We start from the raw sequence: 23142 nt of genomic DNA, 5'->3' as shown, positions 1-23142 counted from the left end.
CCGCGAAAGGAGCATGATCATGGCGCGAAGCAAAGAGTTTGACATTGATGATGTATTGCTCAAGGCAATGACGATTTTCTGGCAGCAGGGCTATGAGAAGACGTCCATGCAGGATCTTGTAGCCGGCATGGGAATTCACAAGCGAAGCATGTATGACACCTTTGGAGACAAGCATACCTTATATATAAAAGCGCTGGAGCGCTTTGCAGCCCTTCAAAGCTCCCGGCTGGAGAGCCGGATCGAGGGCATCACCTCTGCCAAGGCTGCCATCCGCCTCTTATTCGAAGCCACAGTTTACAGAAGTGAAGCGGAGCCGAAGGGCTGTATGCTGGTGAATACGGCAGTGGAGCTGTCGGCTCATGATCCGGAAGCTGCTGAGCGGGCCAATGAGGCTTTTTTGAATACCGAGAGATTAATGGAACAGCTGATCCTGCATGGACAGGAGACCGGAGAACTCTCCTCCCGGCATGCGGCTCCGGCGCTTGCTGCTTATCTGCACAATGCCCTGGTTGGACTGCGGGTTATGGTCAAGGCAACGAGGGATGAAGGCAAGCTCCAGACCATTATTGATACTACGCTGGCTGTGCTGGACTGAGCTGCCGTATTAGTATGAACGCGCCTGCCGGTAATTATCCAAACAGATATTCGGGAGGGCAGCAGGCGTGCGGGTGTATTCAGACTTCAATAAGAACGCAGTATGCAGTACAATATTATTCTGGATAAGGTTACACCGGCAGGAGGGAGCAATAGGAATGGCTAAGCAGAAATACTACGTAGTCTGGGAAGGCAAGCAGCCCGGAGTCTACAATACATGGGCGGAATGTCAGGCGCAGACGGATCATTATACCGGAGCGAAATATAAGTCCTATGAGAGCAAGGCGGCGGCTGAGACAGCCTTCAAGGCAGGCTGGAAGGGCAACTGGGGAACGGGTGCGGCAGCTTCAGGGACTTCCGGCACAAGCAAGTCAGGCAAGTCCTGGAGCCGGAGTGCCGGCGTGGAGACATCTGAGGAGATTGATTATGACAGCATCTCCGTGGATGTAGGCACCCGGGGGAATCCCGGACCGGTCGAATACAAAGGCGTAGATACCCAGACCGGGGATGTGATTTTCTCCTGCGGTCCGATCCGTAAAGGGACTAATAACCTCGGAGAGTTCCTGGCGATTGTGCATGCTCTGGCTCATCTTAAGCAGGAAGGCAGCAGCAAGACGGTCTACAGTGATTCTGTCAATGCAATGAAATGGGTCAAGCAGAAAAAGGTGGCCACGACCTTGCCCCGGGATGCCTCTACAGAGGAGATCTGGCAGCTGATTGACCGGGCGGAGAGCTGGCTGCGCAGCCATACTTATGACAACAAGGTGCTGAAATGGCAGACGAAGTCATGGGGCGAGATCAAGGCGGACTATGGCCGCAAATAAGTTCCTGTTATTCTGGTTAATAACAGGTAATGAAACAATACTAATAGCAGGGGAATTGGGAGGAGAACCGAATGTTTGGCAACGATTGGGATGAAGTGCTGCAGGAAGAGACGCAGAAGCCTTACTTTGAGGAATTGCGCTATGCCCTGGCACGCGAGTACAAGCAGTATACAGTCTATCCCCCGAAAGACAAGCTGTTCTCGGCGCTGAAGCTGACGCCTTACAGTAAGACCCGGGTAGTCATTCTCGGACAGGACCCTTATCACGGCGCAGGACAGGCCCATGGCCTTAGCTTCTCGGTAGAGCCGGGTGTAAGGATTCCGCCGTCTCTGCGCAATATCTACGCTGAGCTGCACAGTGATCTCGGGTTGGAGGTGCCGGGCCACGGATCGCTGCTGCACTGGGCGGAGGAGGGCGTGCTGATGCTCAATGCCGTACTGACAGTACGCGAGGGCCAGCCGAATTCGCATAAGGGGCTGGGCTGGGAGACCTTCACGGATGCCATTATGGAGAAGCTGAACGAGCGGACGGAACCGATGGTCTTCATCCTGTGGGGCAGTCATGCCCAGCTTAAGGGCGCGGTAGTGGACCGCAGCAGACACAAGGTGATCCAGTCCCCGCACCCGAGCCCGTTCTCAGCACACCGCGGATTTCTCGGCAGCCGCCCGTTCTCTCAGGCCAACCAGTATCTGGAGCAGCATGGGCTTAAGGGCATAGACTGGTCCATACCGAAGGTATAAGTAGTTCAGGCACAGGGAAGGGCGTGGAGCCATGAAGCATTGGGTTGGCAGACCGGTCATTATGTACTGCGGCGAGCAGCCATATACGATTATGAAAGGCGTTCTGCGCAGATGGGATCTTGCAGCTTCGGTAGCCGTCATCGGGCATCAGGAGATTGCCGTCCCTTTCCGCGATATTGTGTACATCAAGGCTCTGGCTCCCAAAGAGAGGGCTTTGCCCCCGGTTCTCCATTCGGTCGGATATATTATGAGAGAACGTCTGCAGTTTGATAATGCCGTCTATTTCAAATCAGCGGTTACGGTCTGGAAAGGGGACCAGCTGGTTGCATTCAATGCGACGATCATCGCACATACCAAAGGCTCCGTGACGCTGCGTGACGGGCAGAACCTGCCTAAGGGCAACCACACTTTCGTGGTCCGCTCGCTGCGGGGATGAAGTCCAGATACATTCAAGCGTGTACATTGAAAAGCCCTCCGGCGCGGAGATCATCAGCGCCGGAGGGCTTTTTATTAAAAGATAAGAATTTATATGTTTTGGGGCCCCCGCAAAGTACCTGAGTTATCACCTACGCTAAAGCCCCACTTTGTGGGGTTGTTTTACTATACCTTATCGTCCTTGACGATCTCAATCTCAATCCCCGGCGGAGTACTTGGCTCGGGTACGGGTTGATCCACCCGTTCGGCGACAATGATCTCGTAAATGCGCAGGAAGATGATTTTGATAATCATATAGACCGGAAGCGCAATGAGGACGCCGATCAGTCCATAGAAGTCGCCCCCCACGAGTACAAGCAGTACTGTTGTCAGCGGGTGAACATCCAGCGACTTGCCATAGATGACCGGTGACAGCACGTTATCCTGAATCTGCTGCGCGATCAGAATGACGACCGCTGACCAGATAGCCATAGAAGGCGATTCTATGAACCCCACGATAACAACCGGAACCGCCGCCAGCAGAGAGCCCACATAGGGAATGAAATTCAGCGGGATGGAGATCACGGCGAGCAGCAGAGAATAAGGCAGGCCGATCAGCAAAAATCCGATGTATAGCAAGATGCCCAGCACCACATTAAGCAGGACACGTGTAACGATGAAGCCGCTGAGTGCAGAGTCAATATCCTTGAACATCTCCTGGCCTTCCTTGCGGTATTTTCTCGGAATCAGGCCCTGAAGAATCGGGGACAGCTTGTGCCCGTCTTTCAGCATGTAATAGAGAATAATTGGCAGGGTAGCGATAACCACGACAATACTGGAGATCACTGTGATCAGGTTGGACATCGAATTGGTCACCCAGTTAATGGCACTGTTCACATACTCCGTCAAGCGTGTGGTCACATCCGTGTCACCCTTGAAGAAGCGGGAGAACGACGGATCATTCTGGAGCTTGTTGAACTGGTTTTGTATACCCTCGACCAGATACGGCGTATTGTCGATGAAATTCTGGATTTGCTCGCGCAGTGTAGGCCAGACCAGCACCCAGAATAAGACGAACAGTCCGGTGAACACAAGATAAATCAGCAGGACGGACAGCCCGCGGTTAACATTTTTGGTCCCCAGATAGTTGACAATCGGCCGCAGAAGATAATACATAAAGCCCGACAGCATCATGGGTACGAGCAGCAGTTGAATGATAGATACCAGCGGTGTGAACAGAAAAATGACCTTCGAGCCAAGGTACAGAATCGTCAAAAAGGCGATAATGGCCAGGCAGGTCCGAAAATACTTGCTTTGAAGCACAGCAGCCCCCCCTATCTCTTAAGTTATGTTTATGTATACGTATCTTTATAACCCAATTAGAAGAGATTGATTCAGGCCAGACCGGGAGCCGCCGCCACATGCGGGATTCAAGCCACAGGCAGAGTGGTAATATCGCAGTAGCAGAGTGGTAATATTGCAGTAGCAGTAATAGGAGGGATACCGCATGCCAACATTGGTATTGGGGATTTTTGGACACCGGAGTGATGCGGTGCTGGCGATCGAAGAATTGAAGAAGAATGGGATCAAGGCGAAGCATATCTCAGCTGTCACGAAGCAGAAGAATACGCTGGAGATCATCAGCAAGGATGCCGCGATTGGAGATGTGGAGACGGGGCAGGGGAATAATGGCTTGTACGGTACAGCCCGCGGGCTTGGTGTAGGCCTGGATATGGTCGCGGATTCTGCGGTCGCAGCAGGTCCGGCAGCCCGCAAGCTCGCGGGGGCGGATCTGGAGACAGACGGCCTTGCGGTCAGCCTGATCGGAATGGGGATTCCGCAAGATGACGCGGAGGCGTATGCGGAGCATGCTGATCTGGAGCATATTATTGTCATTGTCCTTCTGCCCGAAGAGGAGCTGCGGGAGAGAGTGCAGACCATATTTGCGAAGCATGAGGTCATACCTTTGAAGTAAGTGATGGGTTCGGAAAAGATAAGGGATCAACGCAGCCGGCGGGACTTTCGTCTGGCTGCTTTTTTTTTGCGGTTCTGTACGAACAGCACCGGGTCGATGCCGGCACCTACCTGTCCGCCTGTTTCCTTGGTCACCTGCTTGGCTTTTACCAGAGAGAAAAAAGCAAACAGTTCCCCGAGCACGCCGAAGCCGGCAGCAATAATCGCATAATCCTCTGCACTGAGCTCCTCGGTTTCTACTGGGCCGTCACTGCCGCCCCCTCCGTGGCCGTTAATGCCGCTGCTACTGCCATTACCGCCGTTACCTCCCGCGCTGCCATATCCGTTGTTATTGTAATAGGCCATCTCCTGTTCACCCGCTTTTCCCCATATGTAATATAAATATGTCGCTCGCTGCCATTGTGAAATGGGCAATCGGGAGGTAATTTACCGCACCGGATCATAAAGTTACAAGGTTGAAATGAGCATAAATGAGCAGAGCATACGCCAATTCTTACATCAGTAGTGTATCTGGCTGGAATAGTAGCCTCTTTACAGGTCATGAAAACGCTGTTACAATCATAAATGAGCACAAACGATCAACATCAGTCACAAGTGATTTGAATCCAGTCATCTTATCTTTCAATTCAGTAGTTACTGTATATATAGGAATCCGGCAGCGGGTAGCTGCACATCCTAAGGAGTGAGCTGCATGTTTGAAGAAGAACGCAAACGGATGATTCTGCTGTTTGTCGAGAAGCATACAAGAGCTTCGGTTCAGGAGCTGGGCCACGAGCTGTCCGTCTCGGAATCGACCATCCGCCGGGACCTCAAGGAGCTGGAGGAAGCGCGGCTGCTGAAGCGTACGCATGGCGGGGCGGTGTCCCTGCAGAGTGTGAACTTTGAAGCGGCGGTTACGGACAAGGAAGACCGGTTCCTGGAGGAGAAGCTGCGGATTGCCGGGAAGGCTGTGGAGATGATTGAGGATGGTGATGCCATTCTCCTTGACGGAGGTACCACCACCCTACAGATTGCCCGGGCGCTGAAATCGTTCCGCAATCTCAAGGTCATTACCAACTCAATCATGGCGCTGAACGAGCTGAAGGACTGCCGCCATATTGAGGTGTCTATTACAGGCGGGATGCTAAGGCCGGACACCATGGCTTTTGTCGGACCGATGACCGAACGCTCGCTGGATATGGTTCGGGTGGATAAGGCTTTCCTTGGCACCAACGGGCTGGATATCCGCGAAGGGGTTACGACGCCGAATATGCTGGAAGCGGCCACCAAGCGCAAAATGATCGCTGTAGCGAAGCAGACGATCCTGCTGGCCGACCATAGCAAAATTGGGCAGATCTCCTTCTGCAAGGTTGCGGATCTGCAGGAGATGGACCACTGCATTTTGGATACGGGGATTCCGGATAGCTTCAGGAGGCAGCTTGAGAAGCTGGATGTGGATTATACACTGGTGTGACGGGATGGGAAGACAAACATTATAAATGAGGGATGAATGATGATTTATACGGTGACACTCAATCCTTCCGTCGATTATATCGTGGAGGTAGAAGAGCTAACACTAGGCGGACTCAACCGGATGAAGCGCGATATGAAGCTGCCCGGCGGGAAGGGAATCAACGTATCCCGCGTTCTGAAGCAGCTGGGCGTTGAGAATACGGCAACCGGATTTCTGGGCGGCTTCACCGGTGGCTACATTGATACCTGGCTGGGCCAGGAGGGGATCTCCGGCGACTTCGTTCATATTGCGGACGATACCCGGATCAATATCAAGCTTAAGGCCGGGCAGGAGACAGAGATTAACGGGGCCGGGCCTGTCATTACGGAGACCGAGACGTCTTCGCTGCTGCTTAAGCTGGAAGCCCTGAAGCCGGGTGACATTGTGATCCTGTCAGGCAGCACGCCACCTTCGCTGGGTGGAGATTTCTACAGCAGACTGATTGCAGTATGCAGGCAGAAGGGCGCGGAGTTCGTTATTGATACGACCGGGCAGGCCTTGCAGGACGCCTTATCCCGGGGGCCGTTGCTGGTCAAGCCGAATCACCATGAGCTGGCAGAGCTGTTCGGTGTTCAGATCAGTACCAGAGAAGAGATTATCACTTACGGACGCAAGCTTCTTACGGGTGGTGCCAAGCACGTGCTGGTCTCGATGGCTGGCGAAGGCGCATTGTTCCTTACCGGGCAAGAAGTTTACCATGCCAGCGCTCCTAAGGGCCAGGTGAGGAATTCAGTAGGTGCGGGAGATTCGATGATTGCCGGATTCGTGGGCACCTTGTCGCTGACAGGGAATGTGCTGGAAGCATTCCGTGCCGGTGTGGCATCAGGAAGTGCCACAGCGTTCTCCGATGATCTGGCAGACCGGGCATTGATTGAAGAGCTTCGTCCGCTTATTGCCATATCTCAGCTATGAATAACAGAGGTTAACAGGTTCAAGTACATTCGGGGAGTTGAGAATTGATGAAAATTACAGATTTGATGATACAGGAAACGATGATTATGGAGCTGCAGGCGACAACGAAGGAAGGGGTCATTGACGAGCTGATTGCCAGCCTCGCGGCCAGCGGACGCATCACGGATGCGAAGCTGTTCAAGGAGAAGATTCTGGAGCGTGAAGCCCAGTCCAGCACAGGCATCGGCGGAGGCATTGCTATGCCTCATGCCAAGACCAAGGCCGTTAGCGAAGCAACAGTAGTATTTGCGAAGAGCAGCGCCGGAATTGATTTTGCCTCCCTGGATGAAGCGCCGGCCCACATATTCTTCATGATCGCCGCGCCGGACGGAGCTGGAAATATGCACCTGCGGACACTCGCTGCACTGTCCAGGTTGCTCATTGAAAGCGAATTCATCGAACAGCTCATGGGTGCGAAGACACCTGCCGAGGTGTCCGCATTATTCGATGCCAAGCAAGCGGAGGCGGAAGCCCAGGCAGAAGCGGAAGCTAAGGCAGCGGCGGTGAAGGATGCTGCACCGAAGGCAACTGCGCCGCAAGCTGAACCGGCACGGATGATTACCGGGAACCCCGATTCACAGAGCTTCGTTGTTGCTGTAACAGCATGTCCTACTGGAATCGCCCATACCTTCATGGCTGAGGATGCTCTCAAGAAGAAGGCCAAGGAGATGGGGGTCAATATCCGTGTCGAAACCAATGGCTCAGAGGGTGCGCAGAATGTGCTGACCGCAGACGAGATCGCCCGGGCCAGCGGGGTCATTGTTGCCGCCGACAAGAACGTGGAGATGGAGCGCTTCAGCGGCAAGCCTGTGCTTCAGCGACCGGTTAGCGACGGTATCCGCAAGTCAGAGGAGCTGATCCGGATCGCAGTTGCAGGAGATGCACCTATCTACCGCGGCTCTGGACGCAATGAAGAAGGCTCAGCACCTGTGAAGTCCGGTTCTATTGGAAGCAAAATCTACAAAGACCTGATGAACGGCATCTCGCATATGCTGCCGTTCGTAGTCGGCGGAGGCATTCTGCTGGCGATCTCCTTCCTGATTGAACAGGTGGCCAGTCCCGACAATCCGCTGGTCAAGCTGCTACAGAGCATTGGCGGCGGTGACGGAGCCTTCCACTTCCTGATTCCGATCCTTGCCGGATTTATCGCGATGAGCATCGGTGACCGGCCTGCGCTTATGCCGGGTATGGTCGGCGGTCTGATGGCCCTTAACTCTAATTCAGGCTTCCTCGGAGGTCTGGCTGCCGGGTTCCTGGCCGGCTACGTTGTGATTATGCTCCGCAGAGCCTTCTCGGGCCTGCCGCGCACACTGGACGGACTGAAGCCGATTCTGCTCTATCCTGTATTCAGCCTTTTGATTACTGGCGCAGTTATGTTCTTCCTGTTCGATCCGTTATTTAGCTGGATTAACGGAGGATTGACCGATGCGCTTAACAATCTCGGTACCGGCAACAAGATTCTGCTGGGCTTGGTGCTTGGCGGGATGATGGCCATTGATATGGGCGGTCCATTCAACAAGGCAGCCTACACCTTTGCCATCGGCGTGTTTACGTCCAGCGGCAATACAAACGGAATGATGATGGCAGCAGTGATGGCCGGAGGGATGGTGCCTCCGCTGGCGATTGCGCTGGCAACCTCGTTCTTCAAGAATAAATTCACGGAGACCGAACGCAAATCCGGTGTAACCAACTATGTGCTGGGCTTGTCGTTCATCACCGAAGGGGCCATTCCGTTCGCTGCGGCTGATCCGCTGCGGGTACTCACCTCTTGTATTCTGGGCTCTGCCGTAGCTGGCGGGCTTACCCAGCTATGGAACCTCAACGTTCCCGCACCGCATGGCGGTGTGTTCGTAGCCTTCCTGTCCAGCAATGCCGCGCTGTTCCTGTTATCTGTGCTGATCGGTTCCGTGATTTCCGGTCTGATCCTGGGGCTCTGGAAGAAGCCGATCACAGCAAAATAACGTATCTTGCCTTTCCCTGAAACCGCCTGGGAGCAGAGACAGTCCTCTGCTCCCAGGCGGTTTTTGCCATTTAGAGCCTGAAACAGGGCTGTTTTACGCTTGCCGCTCCAATTTGGTGTCTTATTTCGGTATAATTAAAAATATATATACAGAGAAGGCAAAGGAGAATGCGAAATGATTCTGCACAGAGGTGAGGTCTTATTCCGCCAGGGTGACGGCGGCCAGAACCTGTTCAAGGTGAAGAGCGGACTGTTCAAGGTCACGAGACTGCATGAGAACGGGAACATGGTATTGTTCAACCTGCTATATCCGGGTGAGACTGTTCCGCATCATTCCCTCATTTCGCCGAAGGAGGCGCATGGAACCGCAGTGGCAATGATGAAGAGTGAGGTTGAGCTGATTCCGGCTGCAGAATGGTACCGGGAGCTGAGGGAGAATCCAGAGAAGGTGATGGAGATCGCCCTTTTGCTTCAGGAGAAGGTGCGGTTCATGCAGACGAGGCTCGATCATCTCACGGTTGGAACGCCGGGGGAGCGTATGGCCCTGCTGACCCGCTGGCTGACCGAATATTCTCATGGCGCACAGCTCACAGATCTGCTGACACAGGAAGAGATAGGACAATTGATCGGCGTCCGCCGCGAGACCGTCAACCGTCTGCTGCGGAATCCGGGCTGATTGCTTATTTTTAATGGAAACTGTTTAGAGTGGCCCCTCCGCGTGGTATAATCTATTCAGAACATATCAAATTAAAGAAAGGATCAGGATACCATGTGTCCCCGAAGGACGATTCCCCAAAGGACGATTTGGAAACGTTATGATCTGTCTTATACTTAGCTTCCCTGTAGAATGTGCGCGAACCGTTGTTCATTGACGAAGCCGCTTCTGCGAAGGGAAGGGAGTATTGTATGCGAAGGAGCAACACCTCCTCCGGTATAACCCCTCGTAGAGGCTGGCACGAACGTCTAGCCGCCATATACGATAAGGGGAGACCGAGTAATGAGGAAACAAGACAGTGGCATGAGTTTGCCGCTCCGGTTAGCTATTATTTTGACCGGAACACTATTGCTTGCATTTACGTATTATCACATTAATTATCAGAACCACTTGACCGAAGGCGGATTCGTAGGCTTGTCGCTGCTCGGCAAGTATGTACTGGGGATTTCACCATCACTTAGCATCCTGATTTTGGACATTCCGGTACTCATCATCGCAATCATCTTCAAAGGAAAATCATTCGTAGTGAACACCTTCATCTCCGTAGTGGCCTTCACGGTATTCTACGGGCTGATGGAACGCTATTCCGGCTGGGTTATTGACCTGCAGGATAACTTGCCGGTTGCGGCGCTGTTGTCCGGGGTATTGACAGGTCTGGGCGCAGGAATGGTCCTGCTGGGCGGCGGGGCGAGCGGCGGGGACGATATTTTGTCCGTGCTGATCAGTGAATGGAAAGGTATTAAGGTAGGAACCGTATTTATCCTGATGGATGTAATCGTTCTGGCTTTTTCCCTCTTCTATATGCCGTTAAGAGAAACCCTGTACACTGTGATGGCTGTAGTTGTAGCCGGTTATGTAATCACTTTTACAACCTCTCTGGGCAGACAGAAGCTGGTTCAGGCACCTAAGATTCCGTCCGCACTTGCCAAGACTCAGGAAGGTACAGTGAATGTGAATAATGCAATGTGAACTCCGTGAACCACGGGGATGATAAAAGGTCAGCGGACTACCGTCCGGCTGGTCTTTTTTTTGCGTAATAAGATTAGTCTGTTGACTGCTTCACCGCTGACAGCAGCAGGAACATCGGACGCCGCGTCTCCTCCTGCCAGGCCGGATTCTTCTCCAGCATCTCAGGGGTCGGCTGCAGCTCCGACATCTCCTTCAGGACGAAGCCGGAATCGAGCAGCGTACCCAGGTAGGTGGCTGTGGTCCGGTGGTATTTTGCAACCTCGTGTTCGAGAAAATCAGCCAGCCTTAGCCCTTCGAGATGGTAGTTGTCCACGGGCCAATGCTGCTTCTCCCCGTCCGGGCTGTAATGCCAATCCTGCGCGGCGAGGGCGGTGAAGATCGGATGCTCTACAGAGAAGACGAAGGCTCCCCCGGGCTTCAGGCAATGCCGGACCTGGCGGCAGAGACTGCCGAAATCTTCAATATAGTGGATCGCCAGCGAGCTGATCACGGTATCAAATTGCTCTGCCCCGAATGCGGCATCCTCAATCGCGAGCTGGAGATACTCAATCTTCGGGTCGTCTGTCATCGCGCGGGCACGCTCCAGCATATTGGCGGAGAGATCTATGCCTACGACGGAAGCCGCCCCCTGCTCCCGGGCATACCGGCAGTGCCAGCCGAACCCGCACCCCAGATCAAGCACCCGCTGGCCCGCCAGATCAGGCAGCAGGGTACGGAAGACCTCCCATTCTCCGGCAGCCTCCAGTCCGCCCGTAGAGCGGGGCATCAGGCTGTAATTCGCAAAAAAACCTGCGTCGTCATACTTATTTTGCTTCATTCATTGAACCTCCCACATCCTTTTATTACAGAAAGTATAACGCAGATGGGACGGAAGTGCAGCCTACAGAATTCATTGTTACCCTTGGGTCCGGTAGCGGATAATCAGCAGGACTACCGTTGTTACAACGGCTAGTGATAAGGAATTGGTGATCAGAAAAGCAAATCCGACCCCCTGCGCGGCCAGGTTAACCGCATAAGCCTCCATAAGTGCGATGCCCAGCAGCATCAGCAGGTAAGATTTCAGACTGAGATCTGCAACAGAACGGGTCCTGAGGATCTGCACAATCTGCGGAATCCAGCCTACAGAGAGAATAAGACCGCCAACCAGCTGCATAACTGTGAACACCATTCATACACCCCGCTATTCTTAATTTCGTATTAGTACGATGTATGCTCAGGGGGAGAGGGAGGTTCAGACAAAAACCCGCCATCCCTCGGGAGGGACGGCGGGTTCACCCGGCAGGCATCTGCCCGGGTCTAGGATTGCTTCAGCTGGATAAGCTGCTCCAGCAGCAGCTGCGTGTCGTCTACAGGAAAGGCTTCCTGCAGCACTTCATGAACGGTCTGCTTCGCCCGGTCAACCTTGTCCTGCCCAATGGCAGTCAGGGACGTATAGATGCTTCTGCGGTCTGCCTCGCAGGACTTGCGCTCCAGCGCTCCGCAGCCCTTGGCTTCGAAGCGGCTGACCAGCCGGGACACAGCACTCTGGCTAAGCCCGACCATCGATTCCAGCTGCTGGAGCTTCAGCTTTTGCTCAGGGGCTTCGGACAGAAACAGCAATACATAGAATTCCTTAAGCGATAACTCATAGTTCTCGGTCAGCTTCGCTTCAAGGACTGCGGCCACCTTCATCTGTATCAGAGAGAGCGATAACCAGCTGTTAATCAGATCATTTGAAGGGGGGTTAGTCATGTCTTCATCCTCCCGGTGTATACCTCTAATGAATAGTAGTTGTTATACAGTATACCATCACCATAGGCAAGCTGCTGACGAATTGTCCTTAACGCGGGAATCCTAATGCGTACTGCTTAGGTATATTTGCGTCTTTGCGCAGCGTCACACCGGCTTCCAGCGTCCAGTAAGGATTACGGAGCATTCCCCGGCCCACCGCCACCAAGTCAGCTTCTTCATTGCTAATGACGGCGTTGGCAAGAACCGCTTCATCCAAGCGGCCGACAGCAATCACCGGTACGTTCAGCTCCTGGCGGATCGTTCTGGCCAGCGGTAACTGATAGGCTGCATGGTTGCCCGGTCCATTCTCTGCGTCAACGGCTCCTTCACCGCCTGAACTGATATGGAAAATATCGGCCCCGGCTTCCTTATAGGCTCTGCTGATCTCCAGACCCTCTTGGAGGCCGTAGCCGCCTTTCACATATTCTTTGGCGGAAATCCGCATGATCAGTGGCATATCCTCAGGCATTACGCTCTTGGCGGCAGCGATCACCTCCCGGCCAAACAAGGTCAGATCCTGTCCGTATTCATCAGTCCGCTGGTTGGTCAGCGGCGAGTGGAACTGGTGAATCAGATAGCCGTGGGCGCCGTGCAGCTCAATAGTGTCGAACCCGGCCTGAACTGCACGCGCTACGCCCCGTTTGAATTTCCGGACCATGTCTTTAACTTCTTCTGTTGTCAGGGCATGAGGAGTCTTGGACTTGTCGTCAAAAGGAATAGCGGAAGAAGAGACAGGAACTTTGGCATCCTCCGCCTTGCGTCCGGCATGGGCCACCTGAATTCCGATTTTGGCTCCATGGGCATGGCTGGCTTCTACAATCCGCGCCAGCGCAGGAATCTGCTCATCAGACCAGAGGCCCAGATCATAATCGGTAATCCGGCCGTCCGGGTCCACATCAGCCATCTCGACAATGATCAGTCCGGTGCCGCCGACAGCGCGGCTTACATAGTGGTTGTAATGCCAGTCGTTAGCGATTCCATCTTTATTGGTAACTGAATATTGGCACATAGGCGGCATCACAACCCGGTTCTTAAGTTTTAAGCTTTTATACTCATAGGGGGTGAACAGATCTTTCGTCATCCTTCTCGCTCCTTCGGTTTGCCTGGGATTGTTAATTATAAATGCATGCGCATGCATATAAATATAAAGTGTTCCTTCCGGACTGTCAAGTCAGCGTTATGAATTAAAATTTGCAATACTGCAAGGGGATTGTAAGATTCAGAAATAGCTGTGCGAGTTTACAATTATTATATTGAAAATAATAAAGGGGGATCGCCATGGAGCTGCTGACCATTGTCAAAGCAATCATTCTGGGCATTGTAGAAGGGCTGACCGAATTTGCTCCGGTATCCTCGACAGGCCATATGATCATCGTTGATGATATGTGGCTTAAATCGCAGGAGTTCCTGGGGAAATACACGGCCAACTCCTTCAAGGTAGTAATTCAATTAGGCTCCATTCTTGCAGTCGTCATTATTTTCCGTAACCGGTTCATTGATCTGCTGGGCCTGAGGAAGCTTAGCCGCCAGGATCTGGCCGTAGTGCCGGAAGGGCAGCGGCAGGCTCCGGTTGAAGGACGGCTGAAGCTGACGCATATCCTCGTTGGACTGCTGCCTGCCGGTATTTTCGGATTTCTGCTGGAGGATTACATCGATGAGCATCTGTTCTCTACCTTTACTGTGCTGATTGGACTTGTGGTAGGAGCGTTGTTCATGATCTGTGCTGACCGTTTTGCGCCTGCGAATGCCCGGACTGAGAGTGTGGACCAAATTACATATAGGCAGGCGCTATCAGTCGGATTGATTCAATGTATCTCCCTGTGGCCGGGCTTCTCGCGGTCGGGCTCGACGATATCCGGCGGGGTTCTGCTGGGCATGAGCCACCGTGCGGCAGCCGATTTCACCTTCATCATGGCGGTGCCGATTATGGCCGGGGCGAGCCTGATTTCACTGCTGAAGAACTGGCAGTATTTTACGCTGGATGCCTTGCCGTTCTTCATTGCCGGGTTCATCAGCGCCTTCGTATTCGCACTGGTATCGATGCGTTTCTTCCTGAAGCTGATTAACCGGATCAAGCTGTTGCCCTTCGCAATCTACCGGATTGTACTTGCGGGTGTGGTCTATCTGATCTGGTTCTGATTTCGCCGGGCCTCAGAGTCTAAGCTGCTCCTCCTTCATGGGGTGCAGCTTTTTTTGGCGTTTTGCTATAGGGAATCTGTATAGCCGGATTGCGTGGAATCTGTTGCGGGGCGCGGTAGGCGTGCAGTAAGATGGCATCAGATTAAGGCTTGCAGGCATAAGGGCAGAAAATTATACAGAGGAGTGGACACCTATGAGTAAAGGAATCAAGACAAGCAGCCTCGGTTATCCGAGAATCGGCAAGAACCGTGAATGGAAGAAATTATTGGAGGCTTATTGGGCCGGCAAAATCGATGAGCAGAGCTTCCGCTCGCAGATGGAGGATATTCAGCTTCAGCATTTGCAGACCCAGCAGCAGGCCGGAATTGATCTGATACCGGTGGGCGATTTCACCTTCTATGACCATGTGCTGGATACCGCCGCTATGTTCGGGATCGTACCGGCGCGTTACAGATATAAGGGCGGAGAGATTCCGCTTGATCTGTATTTTGCAATGGCGCGCGGCAATGCAGAGGCCCCGGCCTGCGAGATGACCAAATGGTTCAATACGAATTACCATTACATTGTGCCTGAGATCGGCAGCCTGATTCCGGTATTGACAGCGAATAAACCGCTGGCTGCCTACCGCTTCGCCAAGGAGCGGGCAGGCATTGAGGGCAAGCCGGTTATAGTCGGACTGTATACCTTCCTGAAGCTGTCCAAGGGCTTCCCGGCAGCAGACATCGCTGCCGTTGCCGCACGCTTCCTCCCGCTGTATGTGCAGCTGCTGCAGGAGCTGAAGGCGGAAGGAGTGGCCTGGGTACAGATCGATGAACCTGCGATTGTTACCGGCTTAACGGCTGAGGATACCGCGCTGCTGCAGAACATTTACAGTGAGATTGCTGCGGCCGTACCGGGTCTGAACCTGATGCTGCAGACGTACTTCGAAGCTGCGGAGCCGCTTGAAGCATTGCTCGCGCTGCCTGTGCAGGGTCTGGGTCTTGACTTCGTCCATGACGGCGGCAAGAATCTGGAGTCGGTTGCACGCCTCGGGTGGCCGCAGGATAAGACACTCGGAGCCGGTATCCTTGACGGACGCAACATCTGGCGCGCCGATACCGATGCCAAGCTGGAGCTGGTAGAGAAGCTGCTGACCTATGTGCCTAAGGAGCAGCTGATTCTCCAGCCAGCGTCAAGTCTGCTGCATGTGCCTGTAACGGTTGAGGGCGAGGTCAAGCTGAAGGCTGCCGTTAAGAACGCCTTGGCGTTCGCCAATGAGAAGCTGACCGAGCTGGTTCTGATTGCGGCAGCCGCGAACGAGGGAAGAGAGCGTTATGCCGCCGATCTGGAGCGCAGCCGTGAGGTGCTGGCCGTATTCCGTGCTCTGCCGGAGCGCGGGCGTGAGGATGTAGCCGAGCAGGTGCGTGCCCTTGCCCAGCTTCCGGACCACCGCAGCCTTCCGTTCGCCGAGCGTGTGAAGGTTCAGCAGGAGAAGTGGCGTCTGCCGCTGCTGCCGACCACGACCATCGGCAGCTTCCCGCAGACGGCTGAAGTCCGCCAGGCCCGTCTGAAATGGCGCAAGGGAGTCTGGAACCAGGAGCGTTATGACTTGTTCATCAAGCGGCAGATCGCTGAAGCGATTACGCTTCAGGAGGAGCTTGGTCTGGATGTGTTGGTACACGGGGAATTCGAGCGTACGGATATGGTGGAATTCTTCGGAGAGAAGCTGGCCGGCTATCTGTTCACCGCAGGCGGCTGGGTTCAGTCCTATGGCTCACGCTGCGTGAAGCCTCCGGTAATCTATGCCGATGTTGCCTTCATCCAGCCGATGACCGTCAAGGAGAGCGTGTATGCCCAGTCACTGACGAAGCTGCCTGTTAAGGGAATGCTGACCGGTCCGGTCACGATCCTTAACTGGTCCTTTGTCCGCGATGATCTCAGCCGGGAGGCGGTGGCCGGACAGATCGCCCTCGCCCTGCGTCATGAAGTATCCGCACTCGAGGAGGCTGGTATCGAGATGATCCAGGTCGATGAGCCGGCGATCCGCGAAGGCCTGCCGCTGAAGGCGAGAGATCATGAGTATTATCTGAACTGGGCGGTGAAATCCTTCCGGACCGCCACGAATCATGTCAAGGACACCACGCAGGTGCATACGCATATGTGCTACAGTGAATTTAACGACATGATCGGTTCGATCTCGGCGATGGATGCGGATGTCATCTCCATTGAGACCTCGCGCAGCCATGGTGAGCTGATCGTCAGCTTCGAGGAGCAGGAATACGACAAGGGGATTGGACTGGGTGTGTATGATATCCACAGTCCACGCGTACCGGTGGTAGAGGAGATGACTTCGGCCATCGAACGTGCGCTGCGCGTTCTGGATGTCCAGCAGTTCTGGATCAATCCTGACTGCGGACTGAAGACTCGGGGCTGGGAAGAGACCACAGGCGCACTGCGCAACATGGTGAAGGCCGCGGTCCTGGTAAGAGAGCAGCACGGCGCAGTGACCCGTTAACAGACGGCACTGTTCCGCCTAAGTTGCTTAGATTTGCACAACAAAACCACTGCAAGCCTGAGAGTATAGTCTCCGGCCCGCAGTGGTTTGTTTTTTGCAGGAAACACTTGATAATAATTCTCATTCTTGATAGAATGAGAAAAGAAAGAAGGAACCTGTGGAGGGCTCCTTCATATTCTGTAAAGATTCATTATTTGCTTTCGAAGGTTTTGCAATCTGTTTCCTCAGATTGTGTAGGCTGCTTGGAGCTGTGGTAAGCAACGAAGATGGACTCAGCGTTGCATTTGTTCTCTTCAGCCCAGTAGGTGCAAGAATTAACTGCGCACAATACGTCTTTTGCCATGAGGGTTCACCTCCTCTTGTAGTAGTAGGCATCATAAATCGGCAAGAAATCAATTACAGCTGCCCGGGCAAGGTGGAGCTTGTCCGAATAGCGCCATAACCTTATTCTATGCGAATAGGGTTTTTGGTGTTTTTTTGCCGTTTTATCATCGTAATTGTAACAAATAAAGAGGCAATACGCAAACAGGACCACACTTGGCTATCTATGGCTGAATGGTCTTATTTGTTATTTTCCGTAAATGGCTGCAACCTTCCAGCTTTTGGAACGTCAAGAGGGATAAGCGCGGAACGGACCGATACAGATAACGGCCTTTCGCCGCGGAAGCTGAAACACAGGAAGCAGTATACAATTACACTTGATGGAGGAATGAGCATGCGAAAATGGGGTCTGCATTACTTATTGTATCTAGTGGTTGTAGCCGTGGTTCTGACGGGATGCGGCGCGTCGAGTAGCAATTCAGATTCGGCCGCGAATACAGAAAGCGCGTTCAGAAATGAAGCAGCATCAGACGGATCGGCGGAGAGTGCGCCTGCTGCGGTGGAGGTCAAGGAGGATAGTCTAGCTAACACGGCGATGGCTGTCAATGATCAGGCTGCAGTGAAGGGCGGCGGCGGAAATTCGGCAGTCCCTGGGGCGGGGGCTGAGCAAGGGACAGATGCTTCTGCCGGATTCACAGGCACCGATGTGGTAGCAGGGCTGAACAAGAAGCTGATCTACAAGGCGAACCTCAATATGGAGGTAAGCGACTACGGGGCAGCGCAGACTGAAGTGCGGAATATGGTTACTCTGGCCGGGGGCTACATTATCGAATTCTCAGAGAATATGTCTGAATATGAACAGGGCGGAACCTTTATCCTAAAAGTGCCTGCGGCGGGCTTCTCTCCGTTCCTGAACAATCTGGAGAAGATTAAGCATGAGAAGCTCCAGAGAAGCATCCAGGGGCAGGATGTGTCGGAGGAATATGTGGACCTGGAGTCACGCCTTAAGGCGAAGCAGATGATGGAGGCGCAGTATATTGATTTTATGAAAAAAGCGACCAAACCGGCTGATCTCGTCCAGTTCGCCAACCAGCTTGGGGAAATTCAGGAGCAAATCGAACAGATCAAGGGCAGAATGCGGTATATCGATCAGAACGTATCTTTCTCTACAGTGGAGCTTCGCCTCTACCAGACGGAGAAGAGTCTTACCCTTACACAGACTAATTCCGAGGGGCCGCTGGGTGAACGGGCTTCGGAAGCGCTCAAGAGCAGCATGAAGGCGTTGTCTGTGATGTTCCAGTGGCTTGTTGTTGTACTGGCGGCTGCGCTCCCCGTCCTGCTGGTAGCTGGAGTGGTGGTGGCGCTGGTGCTCTGGTTACGGAAAAGCTTCAAGCGGCGGCAACCTGCACACCCTGAACAGGCACGGCTGGGCGGCAACCGTCTGCCGGGCCGGGAATCGCAGCCTCAACCTGAAGTGGCACCTGTAGTATCGGCCGCAGCGGATGAAGAGAATACGGATAAGCAGAACAAGTAGAGCGGGCTGTACGAATAAACATAGGATCATTTATGTAAAGAATAAAGCCTCCCTACCCGTGAATCCGGGCTGGAGGCTTTGTTTTGTTCAGGAAATTATGATTTTTTTCTGTTGTGGATAAAGTATGTGCCCGAATGTATGTCAAAAACAGCATACATTGTGCTGATGCGCAGGCGTGTGGCCCAAATGTATGCGGAAAACAGCATACATTGTGCTGATGTGCGGGCATGGGGCCCAAATGTATGCGGAAAACAGCATACATTGTGCTGATGCGCAGGCGTGTGGCCCAAATGTATGCGGAAAACAGTATACATTCGAGCCACACGTAAGTTATGCAATTTATGAAGCTATAGCTTGAGGCAAGCCGGGATCTCCAGCCTTAAGCATGCTGGAAGAGCACACGGTACTCGCCATAGCCTTCCTTCTCCAGGTCCTCTTTGGGAACAAAGCGCAGAGCTGCCGAATTGATACAGTACCGCAGTCCGTTCGCTCCAGGGCCGTCATTGAATACATGGCCCAAGTGGGAGTCCGCTGTCTTGCTGCGTACCTCAGTGCGGACCATCAGGTGGCTGAGGTCGGTTTTCTCCTTGACCACATAGTCCCGGATCGGACGCGTGAAGCTCGGCCAGCCGCAGCCGGAATCGAACTTATCTTCTGAGCTGAACAGTGGCTCCCCGGAGACAATATCCACATAGATCCCGTCTCCGTGGTGATCCCAGAATTCGTTGCGGAATGGAGATTCCGTAGCGCTGTTCTGCGTTACTTCATATTGAAGCGGTGTCAGGCGCTCCTTCAGGCTCTGCGGGTCCTCTTTGTGCGTCCAGTGAGCTTCGATGAATGCTTCCCGGCCCGAACCCTTCCGGTAACGCTTGTAATGGCCGGGATTCTTGTGGTGATAGCCCTGATGATATTCTTCGGCTGGGTAGAAGGGCTTGGCCGGAAGAATAGGCGTCACAATGGGAGCGGAGAAGCGTCCGCTGGCCTGAAGAGCTGCCTTGGAAGCCTCTGCCTGCTGGCGCTGCTCCTCCGAATGGGTGAAGATTGCCGTTCCATAGGAAGTGCCGCGGTCATGGAATTGCCCTCCGGCATCGGTAGGGTCAATCTGTTGCCAGAACAGCTCAAGCAGCTTGCTATATGGGAAAATATCCGGATTGAACGTAATCTGCACCGCCTCAACATGTCCGGTGGTTTCCGAGCATACTTCCTCGTAGGTCGGATTCACGGTATGTCCGCCTGTATAACCGGAGATAATCTTGACAATGCCCGGAAGCTCTTCAAAAGGGGATACCATACACCAGAAGCATCCACCGGCGAAGGTGGCTTGCTCGGTCTTGACATTTATAGAATCAGCTTGAAATTCACTCATTGTTATCCCTCCATCTGTAGAATGCAATTAAATAGATCACAATTTAATTATAAATCAAATAGAGGCTTACTGCCAGCATACCGGAAATTCTTGAAGCGTCAGCGGCCCGCAGAAGGACGGCGGCGCATGGATAATCCGGCTACAGCCAGTACGGCAATATACACGATTATAGCTACAGCTGCACTTCGCGGATGCTGGAACATCTGTCCTCCGAGGAAGGCGTAGAGGGCGATGCCGGGAATTTTGCCAAGTGCGGTGGCTCCAAGATAGCTCCAGAAAGGCAGTCCGGCGGCACCGGCGTAGATATTCACAGCCATCTGCGGAATGAACGGTGCCAGCCGGGCAATCACTACGGATGCAAAGGGACGCTGCTCCACAGCGGACACAAATCTGTCCAGCGCCGAAATACTGCTTAGATAGGCCATAGATTTGCTCCGGAACATGGATGCAACGACTCCATAGACAAGGGCTGCCGCTATTGTGGTAGCACTCCAGCAGATTAACGCTCCTGCGAAGCTTCCATAGGCATACCCGAACAATCCGATAATCAGCTTGTAGGGCAGGACCGGAAATAAGGCCAGCACTGTGGCGGCGAGCATGGACAAATACAAAGGATGATCCTCTCTAAGCCAGGCCAGGAGTTCATACCTGTAGATAAACGCGAGGATTATGCACGAAACATACAGAAAAACCGTTAGCCATTTTCTCATTATACTATGCCCCTTCTTCACTCCATCCATTTCATCATACTGAAAAAAAAGCAATTAAAGCAATTATTGAAGCAAAGATCATTGTTCCCGCTGCATGTCACGGTATAATACATCTATAAGGGAATAGAAATTCCCCCAACATGTAAGGGAGATGCTGCTGTAATGAAACTATCTGTCCGCAAAAGAGTGGCAATGATCGGCATAGGCGATATTGCCCGTAAAGTCTATTTGCCGCTGCTCTCCCGGCATGATCAGGCCGAGGTGGTGGGAGTGCTCAGCCATTCCTCTGCTACGGTCGAGCGGGCAGTCCAGGCTTATCGCCTTCAGCGGGGGACAACCGAGCTTACGGAGCTGCTGTCCTGGGATCTGGATGCTGTGTTCATACATAGTCCTACAACTACGCACTATGAGCTGGTTACCTCTTGCCTGGAGCATGGGGTGTCCGTGTATGTGGACAAGCCGCTCTCCTATGATCTGGAGGAATCCCGCCGGATGGCAGAGCTTGCTGAGAACAAGGGGCTGCTGCTGGGAGTGGGTTTCAACCGCCGCTATGCCCCGATGTATGCCGCCGCCAAATCCTGGCTGCATAAGGCCGGAGGCATCAGCCAATCCACCGCTGTCAAACACCGGACGAAGCTGCAGCAGGGCAGCAGCCATGAGACGATCCATGATGACCTGATTCATATGCTGGATCTGCTGCTCTGGCTGTCCGGCGGGGATTATGAGCTGCTGCACACCAGCCTGAGGGCTGATGCGGAGGGGCGGCTTCTGCACGCCTCGGGAATGCTGGGCTGGGAGAATGGGACCACCGGCCATTACAGCATGGTCCGGGATGCAGGGGCCGATCTGGAGAAGCTGGAGCTGCACGGACATGGCAGGTCGGTGGAGGTGACAGACATGGAACGGGTTATATTATATGAGCAGGGCTCGTTGCCGCGCACGCAGAACTTCGGCAGCTGGGATACCGTGCTGGAGCGCAGAGGCTTCAGCGGAGCGGTCAGCCATTATCTCAGTAATATAGCGACACCGGAGCAATGCGGTATTTCCGCTTCGGCCGTATTGCCGAGCCATGAATTAGCAGCAAGATTAAGCCGCTGAGCGGTCAGCATCGCAGCAGAGAGGAGAACAACATGGAGGATTATGACAACAAGTCGATGGAAGAGAGGATTATCGAGAGCTACAAGCGGGACGAGGAAATGATGATTCTCGTATTTGCCCAGTGGTGTGTGAATAATAAGCTGGACCCGCATGCCCTGTATCTGCAGGCTTATCCGCAGCAGGAGGGCAATCAGGCGCTGGCCAATGCGCTGGCCCTGACGGTATCCGCGGAGGAGGCCGGGTTCATCTCCGATGATACGGTACTGGGTGTACTATCCCTCTACAGCAACGATGATCTTGCCTATGTGGTTACAGAGGCCATCCAGCTAAGACGCAAGGCAGAAGACACCAAGGATTGAGAGCGTAAATATAATAATAGTGGTTAATGAACTTTTTTTTGGCAAACGATGTTCATTCCAGAATAAATGTGGTAAAATTATATATACTAACTAATTGTAAGCTTCATAAGTGAGAGGTGATAACCATGGAAGAACATCAACTGACGATGTGCCCGAGATTTGAGACGGCTTTTTCGTTTCTGGGCAAGCGTTGGAACGGACTCATTATTCAGACCTTGATGAGCGGCCCCAAGCGGTTCAAGGATATTTCCGGACTGATTCCGTCAATGAGCGATAAGATGCTGTCCGAGCGCATGAAGGATCTGGAATGCGAGGGCATTCTGGTACGTCATGTGTACCCGGAGACACCGGTGCGCATTGAGTATGAATTAACAGTGAAGGGCCGTGCGCTTGAGCCGGTCATGCAGCAAATCCAGTCCTGGGCCGAGAGCTGGGTGGAGTAGCAGTACCGTAATATATATTTGATGACAGCCTCTTGCCGGGTATCCGGGTAAGGGGCTTTTCATATGCTGTTCTGCTTGAAATATAAGAATTTATAGGTTTCACACGATAACTTATCCTTCTATTTCTCGCTGAAACGGTACCGTCCTTTATAAGGACGGCAATGCCGTTTCCGCTTGTTTATGCAAATTTTGCCCAAATAAACCTTGCACTTAGGCCCTACCTGTGTAATATAATAGAACATACTAAATATTACGGATGTGTGGAAGCGTTAACA

The 23142-nt window shown here is 53.2% G+C and carries 25 protein-coding genes; 16 read left to right on the top strand and 9 right to left on the bottom strand.

What is annotated here, in order from left to right; translation table 11 throughout:
* Positions 1–19: 19 nt before the first annotated feature.
* The 4 genes from MKY86_RS20550 to MKY86_RS20535 all read left to right on the top strand — a co-directional run bounded on the left by MKY86_RS20550 (position 20) and on the right by MKY86_RS20535 (position 2594).
* On the top strand, positions 20–595 hold the full coding sequence (locus MKY86_RS20550) for a TetR/AcrR family transcriptional regulator (protein ID WP_076079958.1): 576 nt from the start codon (positions 20–22) through the stop codon (positions 593–595).
* 157 nt (positions 596–752) lie between these two features.
* A complete protein-coding gene (rnhA, locus tag MKY86_RS20545) occupies positions 753–1418 on the top strand; it encodes a ribonuclease H (RefSeq protein ID WP_076079957.1) in 666 nt (221 codons plus the stop codon).
* A 71-nt stretch (positions 1419–1489) separates the two neighbouring features.
* Positions 1490–2158 carry a uracil-DNA glycosylase gene (gene ung / locus MKY86_RS20540; RefSeq protein WP_076079956.1) on the top strand — a complete coding sequence of 223 codons (669 nt, stop codon included), beginning with the start codon at positions 1490–1492 and terminating at the stop codon, positions 2156–2158.
* Between the two features lie 31 nt (positions 2159–2189).
* Positions 2190–2594 carry a hypothetical protein gene (locus tag MKY86_RS20535; RefSeq protein WP_076079955.1) on the top strand — a complete coding sequence of 135 codons (405 nt, stop codon included), beginning with the start codon at positions 2190–2192 and terminating at the stop codon, positions 2592–2594.
* 164 nt (positions 2595–2758) lie between these two features.
* Here MKY86_RS20535 and MKY86_RS20530 read toward each other — a convergent pair whose 3' ends face one another.
* Positions 2759–3895 carry an AI-2E family transporter gene (locus MKY86_RS20530; protein ID WP_076079954.1) on the bottom strand — a complete coding sequence of 379 codons (1137 nt, stop codon included), beginning with the start codon at positions 3893–3895 and terminating at the stop codon, positions 2759–2761.
* 184 nt (positions 3896–4079) lie between these two features.
* Here MKY86_RS20530 and MKY86_RS20525 point away from each other — a divergent pair, with 184 nt between their 5' ends.
* Complete coding sequence (locus MKY86_RS20525) at positions 4080–4547, top strand: general stress protein (protein ID WP_076079953.1); 468 nt, start codon at positions 4080–4082, stop codon at positions 4545–4547.
* Positions 4548–4573: 26 nt separating this feature from the next.
* Here MKY86_RS20525 and MKY86_RS20520 read toward each other — a convergent pair whose 3' ends face one another.
* A complete protein-coding gene (locus tag MKY86_RS20520) occupies positions 4574–4891 on the bottom strand; it encodes a hypothetical protein (protein WP_036731795.1) in 318 nt (105 codons plus the stop codon).
* 346 nt (positions 4892–5237) lie between these two features.
* Between MKY86_RS20520 and MKY86_RS20515 the strand changes: the two genes are divergently transcribed.
* The 5 genes from MKY86_RS20515 to MKY86_RS20495 all read left to right on the top strand — a co-directional run bounded on the left by MKY86_RS20515 (position 5238) and on the right by MKY86_RS20495 (position 10633).
* Complete coding sequence (locus tag MKY86_RS20515; RefSeq protein WP_076079952.1) at positions 5238–5999, top strand: DeoR/GlpR family DNA-binding transcription regulator; 762 nt, start codon at positions 5238–5240, stop codon at positions 5997–5999.
* Between the two features lie 39 nt (positions 6000–6038).
* Positions 6039–6950, top strand: a complete 912-nt coding sequence (pfkB, locus tag MKY86_RS20510) for a 1-phosphofructokinase (RefSeq protein WP_076079951.1) — start codon at positions 6039–6041, stop codon at positions 6948–6950.
* Positions 6951–6997: 47 nt separating this feature from the next.
* A complete protein-coding gene (locus MKY86_RS20505; RefSeq protein WP_076079950.1) occupies positions 6998–8950 on the top strand; it encodes a PTS fructose transporter subunit IIABC in 1953 nt (650 codons plus the stop codon).
* A gap of 174 nt (positions 8951–9124) precedes the next feature.
* Positions 9125–9625, top strand: a complete 501-nt coding sequence (locus tag MKY86_RS20500; protein ID WP_076079949.1) for a Crp/Fnr family transcriptional regulator — start codon at positions 9125–9127, stop codon at positions 9623–9625.
* 321 nt (positions 9626–9946) lie between these two features.
* The gene (locus MKY86_RS20495) at positions 9947–10633 is read left to right on the top strand and encodes a YitT family protein (RefSeq protein ID WP_076079948.1); all 687 of its coding nucleotides are present in this window, start codon (positions 9947–9949) and stop codon (positions 10631–10633) included.
* Between the two features lie 73 nt (positions 10634–10706).
* Here MKY86_RS20495 and MKY86_RS20490 read toward each other — a convergent pair whose 3' ends face one another.
* The 4 genes from MKY86_RS20490 to MKY86_RS20475 all read right to left on the bottom strand — a co-directional run bounded on the left by MKY86_RS20490 (position 10707) and on the right by MKY86_RS20475 (position 13484).
* A complete protein-coding gene (locus MKY86_RS20490; RefSeq protein WP_076079947.1) occupies positions 10707–11450 on the bottom strand; it encodes a class I SAM-dependent methyltransferase in 744 nt (247 codons plus the stop codon).
* A 78-nt stretch (positions 11451–11528) separates the two neighbouring features.
* Complete coding sequence (locus MKY86_RS20485; RefSeq protein ID WP_076079946.1) at positions 11529–11801, bottom strand: PQ-loop domain-containing transporter; 273 nt, start codon at positions 11799–11801, stop codon at positions 11529–11531.
* A gap of 128 nt (positions 11802–11929) precedes the next feature.
* Positions 11930–12364 carry a MarR family winged helix-turn-helix transcriptional regulator gene (locus tag MKY86_RS20480; protein ID WP_036731817.1) on the bottom strand — a complete coding sequence of 145 codons (435 nt, stop codon included), beginning with the start codon at positions 12362–12364 and terminating at the stop codon, positions 11930–11932.
* Positions 12365–12452: 88 nt separating this feature from the next.
* Positions 12453–13484, bottom strand: a complete 1032-nt coding sequence (locus MKY86_RS20475) for an NADH:flavin oxidoreductase/NADH oxidase (protein WP_076079945.1) — start codon at positions 13482–13484, stop codon at positions 12453–12455.
* A gap of 197 nt (positions 13485–13681) precedes the next feature.
* On the opposite strand from MKY86_RS20475, the gene MKY86_RS20470 reads away from it, so the two are divergent.
* Together MKY86_RS20470 and metE are read left to right on the top strand one after the other, a co-directional pair.
* A complete protein-coding gene (locus tag MKY86_RS20470) occupies positions 13682–14542 on the top strand; it encodes an undecaprenyl-diphosphate phosphatase (RefSeq protein WP_076079944.1) in 861 nt (286 codons plus the stop codon).
* A 193-nt stretch (positions 14543–14735) separates the two neighbouring features.
* Positions 14736–17036 carry a 5-methyltetrahydropteroyltriglutamate--homocysteine S-methyltransferase gene (metE, locus tag MKY86_RS20465; RefSeq protein ID WP_076079943.1) on the top strand — a complete coding sequence of 767 codons (2301 nt, stop codon included), beginning with the start codon at positions 14736–14738 and terminating at the stop codon, positions 17034–17036.
* Positions 17037–17226: 190 nt separating this feature from the next.
* Here metE and MKY86_RS20460 read toward each other — a convergent pair whose 3' ends face one another.
* Positions 17227–17379 (bottom strand): DUF1540 domain-containing protein, encoded by a 153-nt coding sequence (locus MKY86_RS20460; RefSeq protein ID WP_076079942.1) that lies wholly within the window; start codon positions 17377–17379, stop codon positions 17227–17229.
* Positions 17380–17751: 372 nt separating this feature from the next.
* On the opposite strand from MKY86_RS20460, the gene MKY86_RS20455 reads away from it, so the two are divergent.
* On the top strand, positions 17752–18891 hold the full coding sequence (locus tag MKY86_RS20455; RefSeq protein WP_076079941.1) for a DUF4349 domain-containing protein: 1140 nt from the start codon (positions 17752–17754) through the stop codon (positions 18889–18891).
* A 379-nt stretch (positions 18892–19270) separates the two neighbouring features.
* On the opposite strand, the gene msrA is transcribed toward MKY86_RS20455, so the two are convergent.
* On the bottom strand, positions 19271–20257 hold the full coding sequence (gene msrA / locus MKY86_RS20450; RefSeq protein ID WP_076079940.1) for a peptide-methionine (S)-S-oxide reductase MsrA: 987 nt from the start codon (positions 20255–20257) through the stop codon (positions 19271–19273).
* A 98-nt stretch (positions 20258–20355) separates the two neighbouring features.
* On the bottom strand, positions 20356–20967 hold the full coding sequence (locus MKY86_RS20445) for a TVP38/TMEM64 family protein (protein ID WP_076079939.1): 612 nt from the start codon (positions 20965–20967) through the stop codon (positions 20356–20358).
* 162 nt (positions 20968–21129) lie between these two features.
* Between MKY86_RS20445 and MKY86_RS20440 the strand changes: the two genes are divergently transcribed.
* The 3 genes from MKY86_RS20440 to MKY86_RS20430 all read left to right on the top strand — a co-directional run bounded on the left by MKY86_RS20440 (position 21130) and on the right by MKY86_RS20430 (position 22867).
* Entirely contained in the window at positions 21130–22065 is a 936-nt protein-coding gene (locus tag MKY86_RS20440) for a Gfo/Idh/MocA family protein (protein WP_076079938.1), read from the top strand.
* Between the two features lie 32 nt (positions 22066–22097).
* Positions 22098–22424 carry a hypothetical protein gene (locus tag MKY86_RS20435; RefSeq protein WP_036698498.1) on the top strand — a complete coding sequence of 109 codons (327 nt, stop codon included), beginning with the start codon at positions 22098–22100 and terminating at the stop codon, positions 22422–22424.
* Positions 22425–22549: 125 nt separating this feature from the next.
* A complete protein-coding gene (locus MKY86_RS20430; RefSeq protein WP_036698497.1) occupies positions 22550–22867 on the top strand; it encodes a winged helix-turn-helix transcriptional regulator in 318 nt (105 codons plus the stop codon).
* Positions 22868–23142: the final 275 nt, after the last annotated feature.

The organism is Paenibacillus sp. FSL R7-0333, from assembly GCF_038000365.1.
Classification (GTDB): Bacteria; Bacillota; Bacilli; order Paenibacillales; family Paenibacillaceae; genus Paenibacillus_AQ; species Paenibacillus_AQ silagei.
This window is presented reverse-complemented; position numbering and strand designations above follow the sequence as displayed.

Coding starts and splice junctions, on each gene's coding strand:
- MKY86_RS20550 (WP_076079958.1), top strand. CDS start 20: ATGGCGCGAAGCAAAGAGTTTGACATTGATGATGTATTGCTCAAGGCA.
- rnhA (WP_076079957.1), top strand. CDS start 753: ATGGCTAAGCAGAAATACTACGTAGTCTGGGAAGGCAAGCAGCCCGGA.
- ung (WP_076079956.1), top strand. CDS start 1,490: ATGTTTGGCAACGATTGGGATGAAGTGCTGCAGGAAGAGACGCAGAAG.
- MKY86_RS20535 (WP_076079955.1), top strand. CDS start 2,190: ATGAAGCATTGGGTTGGCAGACCGGTCATTATGTACTGCGGCGAGCAG.
- MKY86_RS20525 (WP_076079953.1), top strand. CDS start 4,080: ATGCCAACATTGGTATTGGGGATTTTTGGACACCGGAGTGATGCGGTG.
- MKY86_RS20520 (WP_036731795.1), bottom strand. CDS start 4,891: ATGGCCTATTACAATAACAACGGATATGGCAGCGCGGGAGGTAACGGC.
- MKY86_RS20515 (WP_076079952.1), top strand. CDS start 5,238: ATGTTTGAAGAAGAACGCAAACGGATGATTCTGCTGTTTGTCGAGAAG.
- pfkB (WP_076079951.1), top strand. CDS start 6,039: ATGATTTATACGGTGACACTCAATCCTTCCGTCGATTATATCGTGGAG.
- MKY86_RS20505 (WP_076079950.1), top strand. CDS start 6,998: ATGAAAATTACAGATTTGATGATACAGGAAACGATGATTATGGAGCTG.
- MKY86_RS20500 (WP_076079949.1), top strand. CDS start 9,125: ATGATTCTGCACAGAGGTGAGGTCTTATTCCGCCAGGGTGACGGCGGC.
- MKY86_RS20495 (WP_076079948.1), top strand. CDS start 9,947: ATGAGGAAACAAGACAGTGGCATGAGTTTGCCGCTCCGGTTAGCTATT.
- MKY86_RS20490 (WP_076079947.1), bottom strand. CDS start 11,450: ATGAAGCAAAATAAGTATGACGACGCAGGTTTTTTTGCGAATTACAGC.
- MKY86_RS20485 (WP_076079946.1), bottom strand. CDS start 11,801: ATGGTGTTCACAGTTATGCAGCTGGTTGGCGGTCTTATTCTCTCTGTA.
- MKY86_RS20480 (WP_036731817.1), bottom strand. CDS start 12,364: ATGACTAACCCCCCTTCAAATGATCTGATTAACAGCTGGTTATCGCTC.
- MKY86_RS20475 (WP_076079945.1), bottom strand. CDS start 13,484: ATGACGAAAGATCTGTTCACCCCCTATGAGTATAAAAGCTTAAAACTT.
- MKY86_RS20470 (WP_076079944.1), top strand. CDS start 13,682: ATGGAGCTGCTGACCATTGTCAAAGCAATCATTCTGGGCATTGTAGAA.
- metE (WP_076079943.1), top strand. CDS start 14,736: ATGAGTAAAGGAATCAAGACAAGCAGCCTCGGTTATCCGAGAATCGGC.
- MKY86_RS20460 (WP_076079942.1), bottom strand. CDS start 17,379: ATGGCAAAAGACGTATTGTGCGCAGTTAATTCTTGCACCTACTGGGCT.
- MKY86_RS20455 (WP_076079941.1), top strand. CDS start 17,752: ATGCGAAAATGGGGTCTGCATTACTTATTGTATCTAGTGGTTGTAGCC.
- msrA (WP_076079940.1), bottom strand. CDS start 20,257: ATGAGTGAATTTCAAGCTGATTCTATAAATGTCAAGACCGAGCAAGCC.
- MKY86_RS20445 (WP_076079939.1), bottom strand. CDS start 20,967: ATGAGAAAATGGCTAACGGTTTTTCTGTATGTTTCGTGCATAATCCTC.
- MKY86_RS20440 (WP_076079938.1), top strand. CDS start 21,130: ATGAAACTATCTGTCCGCAAAAGAGTGGCAATGATCGGCATAGGCGAT.
- MKY86_RS20435 (WP_036698498.1), top strand. CDS start 22,098: ATGGAGGATTATGACAACAAGTCGATGGAAGAGAGGATTATCGAGAGC.
- MKY86_RS20430 (WP_036698497.1), top strand. CDS start 22,550: ATGGAAGAACATCAACTGACGATGTGCCCGAGATTTGAGACGGCTTTT.